This window comes from Streptomyces sp. NPDC034111 (assembly GCF_055575375.1).
Window position 1 is genome coordinate 364,107 of sequence record NZ_JBVIST010000005.1, and the last position, 15,881, is coordinate 379,987.

The following is a 15,881-nucleotide window of genomic DNA, read 5'->3' on the forward strand; positions in this document are numbered from 1 at the left end:
AGACAACAGTGAACATGGCACCTGACGAGTGGCCGCAGCGCCTCGTCCAGTTCGCCACCTGGCCGGAGTCCGAACAGCTCGCCGCCGAATACCTTCTGCCCGAGTTGGAGATCAGTGCAGCTGAGGGCGAGATTGCGCAGTGGTCCTTCCTGCGCAAATTCCCGTGCTGGCGGATCCGATATCAGCCCACTGACGATCGAGCTTCCAACCGCCTGGACAGCCTCTTGGGACGCCTGCGGGCCGAGGGCCTAGTCAGCGAGTGGACGGTGGGGATCTACGAGCCGGAGACGGTGGCATTCGGCGGCGTCGCCGGGATGGAGCTGGCCCACGAGCTGTTTCACCACGACAGCCGCCACATCCTCGAATTCGCCGCCGATAAGCGGGAAGCCCCCAAGGCCCCGGACCTGGGACGGCGCGAGCTGGCCATCCTGCTGTTCAGCGTTCTCATGCGCTCCGCGGGCCTGGACCGATTCGAGCAGGGTGACGTATGGGCGAGGGTGGCCGCTGAACGGCAGGGCATTGCGGTTGCGCCGGTGGCCGATCGGGCCGCGAAGGCTGTACGACAGCTCATGACCGTAGATGTCAGCGCCACCAGCAGGCTCGTCGACGGAGGCCCGTTGACGGGACTGGCCGACTGGCTTGCCACGTTCGAGTGGGCAGGGCAGCGGCTCGCACGCCTCCACCACCGTGGACAGCTGGAACGCGGCTTTCGAGCGGTACTCGCCCACCACCTGATCTTCCACTGGAACCGATTGGGCCTCAGCAGTGAGGACCAAAGCACCTTGTCAAACCTGGCGAAAGAGGTAGTCATGGGAACGAGCGAATCCACCGCGTCTGCATCAGGCACAGCCGCCGGCGACGCTAGCCTCACCGGCGTGGATACCGACACGATCAACGACAACGCCGCTGCCGAGAACCTCCGCAACAAGCTGGTCGACCAGCTCAAGGCAGATGGACGCGTGCACAGCGACGACATCGAAGACGCTCTACGGGCAGTACCTCGACACGTGTTCGTACACCAGTCGAAGCCTGGCGCCACCCTCGAAGAGGCGTACGCCGACACCCCGGTCCACACCAAGTTCGACACCTCTGGCACGTCCATCAGCGCCGTCTCCCAGCCGTCGGTCAACGCCCTCATGCTCGAACTCACCCAAGCCAAGCCGGGCATGAGGATTCTGGAAGGCGGCGCCGGCAGCGGCCTGTTCGCCTCGACCCTGGGACGTCTGGTCGGCGAAGAGGGGCACGTCTACACGATCGACGTGGACCAGGACCTCGTCGACAACGCCCAAGCGGCCGTCGAAGAAGCCGGTTTCGCCGGCGTCGTGACCGTAATCCTCGGAGACGGCGCGGTCGGCCACCCGGCCGGCGCCCCGTACGACCGGATCGTCGCGACCGTTGGTGCACACGGCATCCCGTCGGCCTGGCTCGACCAGCTCGCGCCCGACGGCCGCCTCGTCGTGCCGCTCCGGCTGCGGGGCAGCGTCTCGCGCGCTGTTGCCTTCGAGCGGGACGCAACAGGCCGCTGGCGTAGCGTCCGCAGTGAGATGTGCACGTTCATGCCGCTGCGGGCAGGCGTAGCTGATGACCCGCGGCGCCTTGTCGCGCTGACCGACGACGGCGCAGTCAAGCTCCAGTTCAACCAGGAGCAGAAGGCCGACGAGGCGCTGCGCGGGGTGCTCGACCAGCCGGGAACCGAAGCGTGGTCGGGCGTGACGTTCCGGGGGTCTGAGTCGCCGGAGTACATGTGGCTCTGGCTGTCGTGCAGCCTGGACAACGCCCTCAGCCGGATGGAGGTCGATCGCAACGGCGCCGGGGCCAGCAACCTGGCCGACGGGTTCCGGCCCATGGCAGTGGCGGAAGGAAGCAGCTTCGCCTACCTCACGCTGCGAAAGGCTGATCTTGCCGAGGACGGCGGGCAGCTGTACGAGGCGGGAGCCATTGGCCATGGTCCGGCGGGCAAGGAACTCGCCGATCGGGTAGCCGAAGAGATGGGTGTATGGGATCGCGGTTTCCGCCAGCGTGACGTGGCCTTCGAGGTCCAGAAGCTCGATGGTGCACCGCCGGTCTCGGCGCCGGGACGATTCGCGTTCGACAATGCCATCAACCGGATCGTCATCGAGTGGCAGTGAGATGGACGCCGGCCAGATAGTGCGGCGTTTCCCGCTGGTCGCCCGGCCTCGGCCGGCGTGTTCGCCGCTCGTTGATCGAGTTCGGGAGATCGGCGGACTTGCACGGGAGGCCGAGTGCACAGGCCGTCTGGCTCCAGCATCCGCGGCCTTCAACAAGGCGGCTCTGCTCGCCAGTGACTGTGCTCTTCCGGACCTGGCCCGCGCTCTGTGCTGGCGGCACGCCGTGGCGTACCTGCGCACCCAGCCCCTGGGCGCGCAGGTCGCCCGGTTCGGCCTGGAGCCCCTTGTCAACCTCGCGCGGCTGTTGATCCGTTCCGGCGACGGAGACGGTGCCTTTGCACTTCTCGACTCGATGTATCAAGCGGTGACGTCCGATACGGCCGCCACGATCGACGGGCACGAGGTGTCATTTGGGAACATCACCGGGGCGGACGAGGACCGCCGCAAACTGCATCAATGGCTTTGGGTCGTACTGCTGGCCGACGGTGCGCGCGCCCTGGCCAGCGCCGACATGTGGGCGGAGGCACACGCCCAGGTCCAGCGGCACAAGGGCATCGGCAGCAGGATGCTCGACGGCCGCCAGGTTGCCGTCATAGCCCATATCACGGCGGGCGACATCGAACAGGCTCAGGTTCTGCTGAGCGGCACCGTTCCTGGCGAGGCGTGGGAGACCGCGGTTGCAGCACTTCTTACGGTGCTGTGCAGGCGGACGGCGAACCTGCCAGTCCGCACAGCTCTGGACGACTTGGTGGATCTCTACCGTTCCCTGGAGCGAAGTGCTGGCCTGGCGGTCTTCCTCACGCGGCTTGGACTGTCCGCCGTCGACCTTGCTGGCGACCAGGAGCCGGAGATTGCCCGCTGTATCGCTACAGACCTCGTCGAGGAGACCGTCGGGACGGGCGACGGCTATGCGGCTCGCGATGTGCTAGCTCACCCTGGTTGCCATGAATATTTGACCGGCCAGCAGGCAGCCCGCCTTAAGGAGATTGTCGAAGCGTGTGCTCTGGGCTCCGGCGCTATTCCCGACGAACTGCAAGTGGATCTCTTGACCGCGCTGGACATCAGCAAGTCTGTGATCACCGGCGTGCTCGCTGCAGCGCCTTCCGATACGGCATGAGGGCGTGATGGGGACAGCTGTCCGGTGCCATGGAACATTGAGTGCGCCACCGGCCCGAAGGGTTGCTCCGTACATGACCTTCGAGTTGTGCGGGCATGGCTACGGATCCGGGTGCGGCTCTGGAGGATTGCTCGCTGTCATTTCCGCCTCATGACCGCGTCGCGTCGGGCAAACTGAACTCCGGTGAGGCGGGGGCACACACATGAGCAGACCAGTACCAACTGCTGCCGGCGGTGACCCGAGTCCGGTGCCCGACCTCGTTCCTCCGCAGCCCGTCCCCGGCACTCGTCCCTCGCGGTCAGCATCGGCCCATCGCTGGCAGACAACCATCGCGGCGACGATCGCTGCGGTTGCAACTGTCGTCGCGGCACTCATCGCCCCTTTAGGCAGCAACAACAACGCCACTTCAGTAGCAACGGCAATGCCCCTCGGCCTTCGGTCAGTGTCGCTTCCTGGTCGGAGTGGCCCGCAGAAGCACCTGCCAAGACATATGAGTTCGAGGGCAGCGTGAGCCAACTGTCTGCGGGGTCGGCGGTTCACGTCATCATCGAGGTCCCACGCGTCGCTTCCGCCTTGCGGGAGAGTTAAGCGGCCGCGCCGCGCAACCCTGATAACAGGGCATCGATATGAGTGAGATATACCCAGAACGTCGCTGCTGCGATCGCGATTCTGCAAGGCATGACCGCCAAAAGCCCGAAAGCCCACTGAGACACAGCACTCCGAGCCCACCCAGGCGCCCCGGTGGGCAGAGCCCTGAGTCCGTGAAGTCGCCTGGCGTGGTAGCTACGGGCTATCTCACGAGCATAACGATGCGTGCGGCGGGAGCGCAGGAGCGAAGGCATGCCCAAAGCCTGCCAGCCTGATCTGCTGCGGCACCGGGGTTTTGAAAGGGACCAGGTCATCGCCTGGCCGTCGGCACTCACGCCGACTCAGTTCGCGGTTCGCGGGCCCAGACTACGGCTGTTCCCGATCAAGGCATCAGCTCCCAGGGATCGACCTTACTCAATTAGCAGGTCAACATCCGAACTCACCCACTATCCGATACAAGGCACGCCACAAGGTGACGCTTCATCAGTTCTAGCTGACGGCGCGTCACTTAAGTCAGCATCGAGTCAGCATGCACCCAGCCAGAGGCGGTGACAGATGGCGACACATGCACATGCACCAAACCGCTCCGCACCACCTCTGAGCTGCATAGATGCAGGCCAGCCCGCTGCACCCGCAAGTTGCACCAAACCCGGTGCCAGTGGAAGCCGAAGAGGCACAGCAAGACATCGTTGCAGGTCAGAGGGCGTTTCCAGGTCAGCAAGTCAGCACAAAGTCAGCATCGGCGGCGCCACTCCGGGGAACGAGTCGGTTACCGGGGCCATACGCCGACGCCGCGGTCCGATCCTCCTCAGCATTCGGAGATCGGACTTGATGCCAGTTGTGGCACCAGAGTACAGCTGCCTTGGGGAGCCAAACATCCCCGGATCCAGCCGGAGTTGTGTGAGAGGGGGTACGTGAGTTGATGTTCGGTCTGTTATCGCCTGAACGTGTGACCGCGCGAACTTCGGGCTGGTCGACGGGCTTGGCCGTGCTGGAGTGGCCGTTCCGGGGCAGGGACATGTTCCCGGCCGCCGACTTCAGCTCTGCTCGGCCACGGCAAAGGCCGACCATGCCGAGGCGACTCCGCCGGTCAGTCGCCGCCGGGACCATCACCCTGTCGAAAAGGGGTCTCCGGCATTCGGTTGTCGTGTTTCAACGGTTCCTTCGTCCCCAGGAGGGCCGACCAAGAACGCCCCCAGGCCCACAGCCAGCAGACCGACCGGAACGAGTATCTCGAGAGCCCACTCGGGCATGCCGCCTCCCCCTTGGCGTCTCCTGACCTGCCAAGCCAGGGTAGGCCCACGCTCACCGGCCGGGAGGGGCGAACTCGCCGACCTCACCGACCGGTTCACCGATGCCGGCGGACACAGGAACGTCAGCGGGGCCGTCGCAGGGCTGACGTCTCGTGGGCGTGCCGGGAGTGAGCCCACTGCTGTTATCGCTGCGAATCGTCGCTGGGCGTGGGCTCGTTGACCCAGGCCACGGCGGTCGCGAGGCCGGGGCCGTGCCGACGGCCTGATAGGCGAAGCCGTCCCACTCCAGGAGCATGCGCGGCGCGTGAGGCGTGAGAGGACAGTTCGAGAATTGATGTCCATTTCGGGGTTGGACCCCACCGGGTGACCGACAACGCCTCCGCCTTCACCTGCAGCGGCCGGCCCTTACGCACGGCCGCTCACACCCGCCAAGCCGTTCGGCCATCGGGACCCGGGGTACGCAGAGAAGCCACGACAGTGTTTAATGGAAATGATTCCCATGTTCGCCACTGAAAGATCGCCCATGCACGTCAATGAATCCTCACGGGGGATATCCGCCAACTCCCGCCATGCTGCCGCACCGCATGTCCAGACAGGAACGTGGTCATGGTGACAGCGTTGACCGCACCAGCAACCGGCGAACGTCTGCAAGACGTTTCGCCGTGGTCGAAGCGGCTCCCCTGGGAACCGGCCTTCCTGTCGGTGGGCGTCGGCCTGATCGCCGCCGCCGGGCGCCGTGGCAGGGTTCGCGTGATGGACCTCGAAGGTGGCGAGGAACACGACCTCCTCACATTGCCCGGCGGCATCACGGGGCTCGCCTTTTCCCCTGATGGGCGCCACCTGACCCTGGTGGGCCCTCGCGGATTCGCCCTGTGGCGGGCCACGGACGGCAGGCTGATCACGCGGAGCACTCCGACGCCCTGCGTCCGCGCGCGCTGGATGGGGCTGGGCGTCGTGGCGATTGCGGAAGGGGGCAAGGTCACCACGTACGACACCGACGGCGTGGCGCAGTGGTCCACAGCACCTCTCCCGACAGCAGTCACCGACGTGGCCTGCGCGCAGGGCGGACGCCTTCTGGCCGTGTCCCTGGCGGGCCAAGTCCGCTGCTTCATGCCGATGCGTCGTGAACCTGTCGCCGTCCATCTCTACGGTGGCGCACCGGACGGTCTCGCCCTGTCCGTCGACGGCCGCTGGGCTGTGTGCTCGACGTATCAGCGCGCGACCTTGCTATGGGAGACGCATCGTCGGCCAACGGCGCAGCCGGTCCAGTGCGAGGAAGCCTCGGGCCGGCATGCTCCAGTCTTCAGCGAATGCGGGCACCGGCTGGCCGTACCGGCCGAGCGCCACCTGTCGCTCTGGTCCATCGGCACCCGAAGACCGACACGATCGGCCGTCCTCCCTGTTTGCGTATCGGCGCTGGCCTGGCGCCCCGGCGCAGGGGACGCGCTCGCGACGGCCGGGTCCGACCACGCCGTCCGACTGTGGAATGCCGGAGCCCAAGGCCGGAGGAACGGTTACACCCCCCTCACTGCATGGCAGTTGACCACCCCCGCCACATCCCTTGCGTGGGCAGGCCAGCGAATGCTTGCCGTGGCGGAAAGGGGAGGCCGCGTAACACTCCTGGACATCGACCCCTCATAGGTTCAGTGCTGACGAGCGACGCGTTGTGAGGTGTGGCGTGCTCCAGGGAGCGCTTCCGGCAGACCCGCCCGTCGGGGCCGCATCGCCCTCGGAGCTGCATGAGCGAGATCAACATCGACGCGACGCTGGTGCGCGGCGGCGAGGCCGCCCTTTCGCGTACCGAGGAACGCCTGGTCGAGATGACCAACGGCTGCATCTGCTGCACATTGCGCGATGATCTCCTCGAAGAGGTCGACCGGCTGGCCCGTGAGGGCCGCTTCGACTATCTGCTCATCGAGTCCAGCGGCATCTCGGAACCGATGCCCGTCGCGGCCACCTTCGCCTTCCCGCGCGACGACGGAGCGACCCTGGGCGACCTCGCCAGGCTCGACACGATGGTCACCGTCGTCGACGCCGCCAACTTCCTGCCCGAGCTGAACGGAGGCGACGGGCTGGCCGAGCGGGGGCTGGACCAGTACGAGGACGACGAACGCACCGTCAGCGACGTGCTGATGGACCAGATCGAGTTCGCCGATGTCATCGTCCTCAACAAGATCGACCTTGTCGATGCGCAGAGCGCCGAACGCCTTCAGGCCACCCTCGCACGCCTCAACCCAGCTGCCCGCGTCGTGCCCGTGCTGCACGGGCGGGTGCACACTGGCGACATCCTCGGCACCGGGTTGTTCGACTTGGAGCGCGCTCAACAGGCCCCGGGCTGGGTGCGGGAACTCAACGGCGACCACGTACCGGAGACCGAGGAGTACGGCATCTCCAGCACGGTCTTCCGCGCCGATGCACCCTTCCACCCCGGCCGGCTGTGGACCTTCATCACCGAGGGACTCGACAGCGGCGACTGCGGCCAGATCCTGCGCTCCAAAGGCTTCTTCTGGCTGGCCAGCCGCCCGAACGTGACAGGGCTGTGGTCACAGGCCGGGGCCGTCGCCCGCTTCGAGCCCTCCGGCGCCCGCGATGCTGACGACAAGCAGGGTCAGGAACTGGTCTTCATCGGCACCGGGTTGCGCACCGAGGTACTTCAAGCAGCCTTGACCGGCTGCCTCCTGGCCGACGGGGAGCACCTCTCCGACGACCCGTTCCCCGCGTGGGACACCTACGGGCTCGACGACGCCTGCGAACACGAGCACGGGGATCTGCACCCGGATCTGGTGCCGCAGGCTTGAAGACCCCGGGTTGGGCAGTGGTGCAGCCACGGCACTGCCCAACTCGGCTCCCTGCCGGTTTACGGCCAGGTGGCCATTGGCCGGCCTCGGCCTGGCCGACGTCATCGAACCGCGCCGGGCTTTCTTCAGAGAGAGCCCGGCCCGATCGTGCGCGACCGCTCGGCTCTCATACGCCAACCACCTTGCCGTCGGCCACATACGACACGTACCGGGCCCGCCGTCCCTCCCCAACTGCCCTGGATCCGTAGCCGCTTCACGGCTTCGTACATTCGCGCCGCGGCCTGCCCGCGAGACAGCGTCACCGATCAGTGAGGAAGATCGCCGAGCAAGGGGTCGGAGAAGCCGGCCCAGCCGTCCGAGCCGAGCGAGAGCTCCATGTCGTCCAGCAGGGCCGCATCGAGCGCAGAGCGCAGCCGGTCTCGATCGAGGTCGGTGCCGATGAACGTGATCTCGTTGCGCCGTTCGCCGTAGTAGTCGTGCCAGAACCACGAGGCCAGTGTGCGCCGTTGCGGGGATGCGGCACGCCAGGCACTTTCGGCGTCGAGTTCCAACCAGCGGCCTGCTTCTTGCAATTCCAAGTGCCCTCCGGCCGACCGCCAGGTCACCACGGCCTCTGGCCTGCTGGAAATCCACAAGTGGCCGCGGCTGCGCAGCACTCCAGCCATGACGGTGGGCAGCACGTCGGCCAGTCGCTCAGGGTGCAGCGGCCTCCGGGCCCGCCACTGCACCGACTCCACGCCCTGGTCGGTACCGGGGCGTGGGCGCAACGCGGTCACCGGTTCCAGCCGACCCTTCCACGCCTCAAGCGCGTCCGGCATGGGCCTCAGGAACGACGGCGGCAGCTCCACACCTGGGGACGGCTGTCGCGGATCGTTGACAAGCGTGGCCGATGGATTGAGGTGGTGTGCGAGTGCAGCGGCCCCATCCGCTCGGCCCTCGGCGGGATTCGGCAATGCCTGCACGATCAGGCCATCCCCGGCTTCCACCCGGCGGGCGGCGACCTCGGCCTGCGTCAGGGGGCTGGAGTGATCTGCACCGTCCCACAGGCGGGCCGCGCGGTGCACGCAGCCGAGGTCGGCCAGGAAAGCCGCGGGGTCGATTCCGGCCACGACGGGGGCCGGGTCGTAGTGGTCACCCAGCGCACTGGCGCCGATCCGCGAGTGCCACAACTCCACCAGGAACGGCAGGACATCCAGCTCGTCGGAGAGGGCAAGGACTACGTGAGCCGGCTGCACGGTGCGTCGGATGGCCAGCAGGTCCTGCCGGAGAATCACCACCGGGTCGCCGGTAGTCGCCCGCGACATGGACTGCGGCACTCGGACTCCGGTGACGAAGCGTTGCACGACCGGATATCCGCTATCCCGGCAGTGGACGGACGCTGCCAGCACCACGGCGTGGGGAGCCGCACGTACCAGCGTGTCCACCGCAAGCCCCCGGGCGGCTGGAGTGTTCCCGAGCACAACGCTCAACAGCGCCTTGGGCACTCGGCTTCCCATCAGTTGAGGTGGGCGACGTGACGGGGTACGGGTGCTGCGCGCAGCCTGCGCGGAAGGGTGCCGTCGTCCGGCATGCCGGCCAGTAGCCATGCGCCGACGAGCTCAGCGTCTGCTTCGGTCGCGATGGGGCCGAGGCGGATGACGGGCCCGCTGGGCGTTCGGTCTTTCGCGCACGGCTGCACCGCGGCGTACAGACCTGCGGCGGCACCGTTGCAGCGCAGCAGGCCGCCCAGGCACCCGGTGGCGATCAGGATGCCGTGCGCGCAGGTACGGACGGCTTCGTGCAGCCGGTCCATCACCGGTTCATCTGTGGCGCTTCGGCAGTTGGTGCAGGTGACGAGAGTGAACGGGCGACTTGGGCTACCTGGTGCTACGGGGTTCATCCGTGCGCCCCTCCAGACCCTTAATGGATATGGTTTCCATTTTTATATCACGCCCGGCTCTCGGCGGATGCTGCCGCGGCCTGGGCGGCCGCCCAGGCCGCGGCAGCATCCATGCACATCACCAGGACGACTTGGTGACCCCAGGAAGGAACCCGGCATGCGCCTGCTCCCGCATGCGCACCCGGGACATGCCGAACTTCCGCAGGTGCCCGCGGGGCCGGCCGTCCACGCTGTCCCGGTTCCGCACCCGGGTCGCACTGGCGTCGCGCGGCTGGCGCCGCAACTCGGCCTGGGCGGCGGCCCGTTCGTCCTCGGTCGACGAAGGCCGCCGGATGATCTCCTTCAGCTCGGCACGCCGGGCGGCGTACCGCTCGACGATCACCTTGCGCTGCTCATTCTTCGCGATCTTGCTCTGCTTCGCCATCAGACCTTCACTCCTCGTGCCCGGATACGGGCCACCGCGGCCTCGACGCCAATCGCGTCGACCGTCTTGATCGCCTTGGCGCTGAGAGTGAGCCGGACATGACGCCCCTCGCTCGCCAGCCAGTAGCGCTTGCGCTGGATATTCGGGTCGAACCGGCGGGACGTACGACGGTGCGAGTGGGAGATGGTGTTGCCGAAGCCCGGCTTGGCTCCGGTCAGTTGGCAGTGGGCGGACATGGCGGTTTTGGCTACCTCTCGTCGGGCCAGTTATTGGCAATGGAAACCATTCCCATATAGTAGCGCCCATGGCCCGTAACGAACTGCGCCCGATCATCAAGCTCCGCTCCACCGCAGGGACCGGCTACACCTACGTCACCCGCAAGAACCGACGGAATGACCCGGACCGCCTGGTCCTTCGCAAGTACGACCCGGTCATCGGCCGCCACGTCGACTTCCGGGAAGAGCGCTGACTCTCCAGTCGACCTCGCCCCTCCGGCCGACCTCGACTCTTCAGCGGACCTCACAGACAGGAACACCCTCATGAAACCCGGGATCCACCCCGCCTACCGGCCCGTCGTCTTCCGCGACAAGGCAGCCGAGTTCGCCTTCCTCACCCGGTCCACCGCGACCAGCGACAAGACGATCGAGTGGGAGGACGGCGAGACTTACCCCGTCATCGACGTGGAGATCTCGTCGCAGAGCCACCCCTTCTACACGGGCACGGCTCGTGTCCTCGACACGGCCGGCCGCGTCGAGCGCTTCGAGCGGCGGTACGCCCGGCGCGGGGCACGGTGATGGAGGAGAACCGCAAGCTCCCCGTCGTCATCGTCGGCGGGCTGCACTCCGATGCCCGTGCGGAGGTCGTACGTCGGCTGCTGCACACCGTTCGCGGCAGCGTCGCGCTGCACCATGACCTGTCCACCGCGGCGGCCGGAACCGTTCGTCGCACGGTGCGCGACGCCTCGGGCGAACTGTCCTCCGGCGAGGCACCGCTCGTCAACGACTGCGCGTGCTGCGCCTTGCGCGAGGACCTGGTGCCCGAACTCCAGCGGCTGGCCGACAGCGGTCTGAACCGGCTGGCGGTGGTCGAACTCTGGGACTCCGTCGAGCCCAAGGCGATGGCCGAGGTCATCACGTCGCACGGCGGCGAGGCGCTGACTCTCTCGAATGTGGTAACCGCGGTCGATCCCGCGCTGGTGCTGCCGTACCTCTCCAACGGAGACGATCTGGCGGAGGCGGGCCTCGCGGCGGCCGCTACCGATCAGCGGACCATCGGGGACACCTGGGCGCGCCAGCTGGAGTACGCGCCCGTGCTCGTGCTCGTCGAGGGAGAAGAGGCGGACGACGAGGACCGCGCTCTCCTCGCCCAGCTACATCCGACGGCCCGCCGTGTGCGCGCGGATTCCCGACAGCTGGCCGAGGTCGCGTTCGCCGGATTCGATGTCGAGGCGGCTGCCGCCGCCCAGCATCCGGCCTGCGCGCTGCTGCCGCAGGAAGCGGAGGAGTCAGGAGTCGCCACCCTCGTGTGGCACCGCCGCCGCCCCTTCCATCCGGAGCGGCTCTACCAGGCGCTGGAAGACCTGGCATGTGCCGCGGCCCGCAGCCGGGGCCGCTTCTGGCTCGCCGACCGCCCTGACACCCTGCTGTCCTGGGACGCCGCGGGCGGCGCCCTCTGCGTGGAGAACGTCGGCCCCTGGCTCGCCTCCCTCCCGGACGCCGCCTGGGACATGGTGCCGGCCATGCGCCGAGCAGCCGCCGCCCTCGACTGGCACCCCGAACACGGCGATTGCTGCCAGCACCTGGTCTTCACCGCCCCCGGGCTCGACCGCGAAGGCCTGGAGCGACTGCTCGACTCCTGCCTGCTGACCGAGGACGAGTTGGCCGGCGGGCGTGAGGCCTGGAAGCACCTTCCGGCCTCCTTCGACGCACTCCTCGACCCCGTCTCCTGAACCCCGGCCGAGCAACAGCTCCTCACCCACACCGACCAAGACAAGGAATCCCCATGGCCCGCCGCTCCGACCCCCGTAAGCCTCTCAAGTCCCGCCCCAACCCGTTGGACAAGGCCGGTATCACCTACATCGACTACAAGGACACCGAGCTCCTGCGGAAGTTCATCTCGGACCGTGGCAAGATCCGCAGCCGTCGGGTCACCCGGGTCAGCGCGCAGCAGCAGCGGCAGCTGGCCCGTGCGATCAAGAACGCCCGGGAGATGGCACTCCTTCCGTACGCCTCCCAGTAGTTCAGAGGCGCCGCTGGCTTGATGGTCCCGGGCCCTCACGATCCGCCTCTGTCAGAGACAGAGGCGGATCGTGAGGGCCCGGCTCCGTGACGGACGGTGCACTGTGCACGGTGGGCGAACCCAACGGTGATCATTGGCTTGTGACGCGCGTGCCAATCAGAGGCCGACCCGGATCCCGAGCAGGGCCGGCCGGGTTCGGCTCCTGGCGTGCTCCGGGAGTCGCGTCAGCCTTGAGGTGAACCGCCCGTCGTGGGACCGCAATCGGGGCAGATGCCGGTGAGTTCCACGGTGTGCTGGACGGAGGTGAATCCGCTTGTCCGGGCTATACCGGCAGCCCATTTCTCCACCGCGACGGAGTCGAGCGGCAGGCTGACGCCGCATTCGGTGCAGATCAGATAGTGGCGGTGATCGGAACCGGGACGGTAGCGGAAGAGCCGCTCCCCGTGCATGTCCCGTACGACGTCGGCGCGCCCTGCTTCGGCGAGGGCACTGAGCGTGCGGTAGACCGTGGACAGGCCGACCGGTAAGTCGGCGGACTGCAGTCGGGAGTGCAGGGACTGTGCGCTGACGAATCCCTCTGCCTCTTCTGCCTCGATCAAGGCTTTCAGCACAGTTGCGCGTTGTGGGGTGAAGCGTCCCAGGAGGTGAACCTCCTGCGTCGCCGTGGTCTGGAGGCGGGTGCTTGCCGTCATGTGTCCGTAAGCACCTCATATCCCGGTGGAAGTGGTACGCAAACGAAGACGCCCACGGCACGCCGGGCGCCGGACGAGGAAGGTCGCTGCATAGACAGCAGTGGCGGCAGCCATGATGGCGAAGCTGGGTGGCATCGTCGGTACCGCGTAGGAGGCGGCCAGGCCGGCCCACATCTCCAGGACCGCCAGGAGGGCGGAGAGCGCAAGTGCCCGGTATGGACGGTCGGTGAGCCGGGCGGCGGCTCCGGCGGGTGCCGCCAGCAGGCCGAGCAGCAGCAGTGAGCCGACCGCTTGGGTTGCCTCGGCGGCGCAGACCCCGGTCACCGCCAGAAAGCCGAAGCCCAGCGTCCGCACGGGCACACCCCGGGCCGCTGCCACGGCCTCGTCCAGCGTCGCGAACAGCAGCGGGCGAGCGATGACCAGCATCAGGAGGCAGAGGGCGGCGGCGACCAGGGCCGCGGCGGACGCTCTCCCTGCCGAGAGGCCGAAGATCGATCCGAAGAGGACGCTGGTGCCGGCGTGGCCGTTGGTCGTGTTCCGGGACGTGGTGTAGAGGGTGATGAAGAAGGCGCCCAGGCCGAGGGTCCAGGAGAAGACGCTCCCGATGTCGATGTCGTCGGGGCGCGCCTTGCGCCCCAGTGCACCGAAGAGCAGCGCGACGCCGACAGTGCACCCGAACAGGCCCATGTGCAGGTCGTAGCCCAAGGCGAGGGCTGCCATCGCTCCGGTGAAGGCGACGTGGCTCAGGGCGTCAGCGGTGAAGATCTGGGCCCGCAGGGCCAGGAAGTGGCCAACGAGGCCGGAGGCCGCCGCGATGGCGGTGCCGGCGAGCAGGGCGTGCTGGAAGAACGGCTGATCCAGCGGCGCCGGCGCGGACAGTAGTCCCGTCATATCGTGGCCTCCTTGTGCAGGAGGGGCGCACGGGTCCGGCTGAGCCAGGTGTGCAGCGTGCGGCCGGCCCGGATCAGCAGATAGCCGGCGAAGGCGTACGAGGTCACGAAGAAGCCCAAGGGGTAAGGCCAGTAGTAGGCGCTGGTCAGCCCGAGCCAGGTCGCCGTGAGAGCCAGGAATACGGCGAGGGCGAGGCCGGTGCCGGGGCGGCCGGTCATGGTCTGGGCGGTCGCGGCGGGAATGACCATCAGGGCGAACACCAGCAGGGTTCCGGTGATCTGGCTGGCTTCCGCCGTTGCCGCACCGAGCAGGACGAGGAAGGTGACGGACAGCGGGCGAACCGGTACCCCGCGCCCGGCGGCGACCTGTGGGTCCACGGAGGCGAAGAGCAGCGGCCGCCCGATCAGCGCCAGGGCCGCCAGCACCACTGCTCCCACGCCGAGCAGCACGTTCACCTGGGAGGTGGTGATGCCCAGGAAGGTACCGAACAGAAGGGACTGCGGACCTCCCAACAACCCTTTGTACAGCGCGATGAAGAGAAATCCGCAGGCCAGCAGGAATGCCTGAAGCGTCCCGGTGAGCGCGGCCTCATCCGCTCCCCCGCCCCCTCCCCCGCCACGCCATCCGATGGCCGCGATGACCACGGCGGCGGCCACGCAGACGGTGAAGTAGCCGTAAGCCGCACTGATTTCGAGCAGGACGGCGCCGGCAGCGCCGGGGAAGGCGACGGTGGAGAGGGTGTGGGCCGCAAAGGTCTGGCGCCGCAGCACCACGAAGTAGCCCATGGCCGCGGAGACGACGGCGACGATCGTGCCGGCGCGGAAGGCGTTGACCATGAAGGGGAACGACCACATCTCCTGGACGTCCGTGATCAGGTTCCACGACCAGGCCGGTCCTGGGGCTGCCTCAGCCAGCAGCATGGTCACCTCCGGCAGCTGGTCCGACGGGATGCCCGTCGGCGTGCCGGTCGGTGTGCAGCGCGGGCGCTTCCGGCTGGCCGATGACGGCGAGTCGCCCGCCGGACGTACGCAGCACCTCGACGGGTGTCCCGTACAGCCGGGTCAGTGTCGGTGAGGTGATGACCTCTTCCGGCGTGCCACTCGCCGCTCCGCCTTCGGCGAGGTACAACACCCGGTCGAGGTGGTGCAGGATCGGGTTGACGTCGTGCGCGACCATGACGACCGCCACATTCTCCTGGTGGCAGATCCGGCTGATCAGTGCCGAGACCGCGCTCTGGTTGGGCAGATCGAGACTGTCCAACGGCTCGTCAAGCAGCAGCAGTTCAGGCTGGCGGACCAGGGCCTGGGCTATCAGCAGCCGCTGCTGTTCGCCGCCGGAACAGATGCCGATGGGCAGGTGCGCGTACGTCGACGCCCCTACCAATTCGATGACTTCTTCGACGCGTCGGCGGGCCGCCCTCCGCCGAGCGCCGAACGGCCACAGCGGTATGCCCCAGCGGTCGCCGTCCAGCCCCAGCCGCACGACGTCGACACCGCGGATCCGCATCGAGGGATCGAAGCTGCGGCGTTGCGGCAGGTAGCCGATGCGGTGGTTGGCCTGCCCGGGCCGGGTGCCGAGGACGCGGACCTCGCCGTCGGCCGCGGGCAGCATGCCGAGCAGCACCTTGATCATGGTGGACTTGCCGGCCCCGTTGGGCCCGAGGACCGCGACGAACTCTCCCGCTCCGATGCGAAGGTCCACGCCGGACCACAGGGTGCGGCCGGCCACGCGCACGGCCGCGCCGTGCAGTGCGATCACCGGGTCGTCCGCGACCGTCAGGGCTGCGGGCGGCTCGGAGGCGGCCGTCCGGGGCGGCGGCACGGTGTGTTCCGCCGCTGCACGGGCCTTCGCCCTCGGATGCAGCATGGTCGC

The 15,881-nt window shown here is 67.9% G+C and carries 16 protein-coding genes; 8 read left to right on the plus strand and 8 right to left on the minus strand.

All coding sequences use genetic code 11. From position 1 onward, the window contains the following. Nucleotides 1–14 precede the first annotated feature (14 nt). The 4 genes from fxlM (at nt 15) to ACZ55A_RS16250 (ending at nt 7,885) form a co-directional block, all read left to right on the plus strand. Entirely contained in the window at nt 15–2,129 is a 2,115-nt protein-coding gene (gene fxlM, locus ACZ55A_RS16235) for a methyltransferase, FxLD system (protein WP_468839952.1), read from the plus strand. 223 nt (nt 2,130–2,352) lie between these two features. After that, nucleotides 2,353–3,246, plus strand: coding sequence for a hypothetical protein (locus ACZ55A_RS16240; protein ID WP_468839955.1), 894 nt, complete (start codon nt 2,353–2,355; stop codon nt 3,244–3,246). A gap of 2,447 nt (nt 3,247–5,693) precedes the next feature. Beyond that, complete coding sequence (locus ACZ55A_RS16245) at nt 5,694–6,728, plus strand: WD40 repeat domain-containing protein (protein WP_468839958.1); 1,035 nt, start codon at nt 5,694–5,696, stop codon at nt 6,726–6,728. 98 nt (nt 6,729–6,826) lie between these two features. Next, entirely contained in the window at nt 6,827–7,885 is a 1,059-nt protein-coding gene (locus ACZ55A_RS16250) for a GTP-binding protein (protein WP_468839961.1), read from the plus strand. A 305-nt stretch (nt 7,886–8,190) separates the two neighbouring features. Here the strand turns inward: ACZ55A_RS16250 and ACZ55A_RS16255 are convergent, their stop codons facing one another. The 4 genes from ACZ55A_RS16255 to rpmB form a co-directional block, all read right to left on the minus strand. After that, nucleotides 8,191–9,369, minus strand: a complete 1,179-nt coding sequence (locus ACZ55A_RS16255) for a GTP-binding protein (RefSeq protein WP_468839964.1) — start codon at nt 9,367–9,369, stop codon at nt 8,191–8,193. Between the two features lie 11 nt (nt 9,370–9,380). Further along, nucleotides 9,381–9,677, minus strand: a complete 297-nt coding sequence (locus ACZ55A_RS16260) for a hypothetical protein (RefSeq protein ID WP_468839967.1) — start codon at nt 9,675–9,677, stop codon at nt 9,381–9,383. Between the two features lie 205 nt (nt 9,678–9,882). Then, complete coding sequence (gene rpsN, locus ACZ55A_RS16265; protein WP_444478148.1) at nt 9,883–10,188, minus strand: 30S ribosomal protein S14; 306 nt, start codon at nt 10,186–10,188, stop codon at nt 9,883–9,885. Next, on the minus strand, nt 10,188–10,424 hold the full coding sequence (gene rpmB / locus ACZ55A_RS16270; RefSeq protein WP_468839971.1) for a 50S ribosomal protein L28: 237 nt from the start codon (nt 10,422–10,424) through the stop codon (nt 10,188–10,190). Before rpmB ends, rpsN begins: the two co-directional genes overlap by 1 nt. A 68-nt stretch (nt 10,425–10,492) precedes the next feature. Between rpmB and rpmG the strand changes: the two genes are divergently transcribed. From rpmG to rpsR, 4 genes are all read left to right on the plus strand, one after another. Further along, a complete protein-coding gene (rpmG, locus tag ACZ55A_RS16275) occupies nt 10,493–10,657 on the plus strand; it encodes a 50S ribosomal protein L33 (protein ID WP_468839974.1) in 165 nt (54 codons plus the stop codon). A gap of 70 nt (nt 10,658–10,727) precedes the next feature. Continuing rightward, the gene (locus ACZ55A_RS16280) at nt 10,728–10,982 is read left to right on the plus strand and encodes a type B 50S ribosomal protein L31 (RefSeq protein WP_468839977.1); all 255 of its coding nucleotides are present in this window, start codon (nt 10,728–10,730) and stop codon (nt 10,980–10,982) included. Continuing rightward, on the plus strand, nt 10,982–12,136 hold the full coding sequence (locus tag ACZ55A_RS16285; protein ID WP_468839980.1) for a CobW family GTP-binding protein: 1,155 nt from the start codon (nt 10,982–10,984) through the stop codon (nt 12,134–12,136). Before ACZ55A_RS16280 ends, ACZ55A_RS16285 begins: the two co-directional genes overlap by 1 nt. A 53-nt stretch (nt 12,137–12,189) precedes the next feature. Continuing rightward, complete coding sequence (gene rpsR / locus ACZ55A_RS16290) at nt 12,190–12,426, plus strand: 30S ribosomal protein S18 (protein WP_468839983.1); 237 nt, start codon at nt 12,190–12,192, stop codon at nt 12,424–12,426. 224 nt (nt 12,427–12,650) lie between these two features. Here the strand turns inward: rpsR and ACZ55A_RS16295 are convergent, their stop codons facing one another. The 4 genes from ACZ55A_RS16295 to ACZ55A_RS16310 are packed head-to-tail and all read right to left on the minus strand — an operon-like array spanning nt 12,651 to nt 15,875. Next, nucleotides 12,651–13,118 (minus strand): Fur family transcriptional regulator, encoded by a 468-nt coding sequence (locus ACZ55A_RS16295; RefSeq protein ID WP_468839986.1) that lies wholly within the window; start codon nt 13,116–13,118, stop codon nt 12,651–12,653. A gap of 15 nt (nt 13,119–13,133) precedes the next feature. After that, nucleotides 13,134–14,009, minus strand: coding sequence for a metal ABC transporter permease (locus tag ACZ55A_RS16300; protein WP_468839989.1), 876 nt, complete (start codon nt 14,007–14,009; stop codon nt 13,134–13,136). Further along, entirely contained in the window at nt 14,006–14,929 is a 924-nt protein-coding gene (locus ACZ55A_RS16305; RefSeq protein ID WP_468839992.1) for a metal ABC transporter permease, read from the minus strand. The genes ACZ55A_RS16300 and ACZ55A_RS16305 overlap by 4 nt, the downstream gene beginning before the upstream one ends. Then, nucleotides 14,916–15,875, minus strand: a complete 960-nt coding sequence (locus tag ACZ55A_RS16310) for a metal ABC transporter ATP-binding protein (RefSeq protein WP_468839995.1) — start codon at nt 15,873–15,875, stop codon at nt 14,916–14,918. Before ACZ55A_RS16310 ends, ACZ55A_RS16305 begins: the two co-directional genes overlap by 14 nt. Nucleotides 15,876–15,881 lie beyond the last annotated feature (6 nt).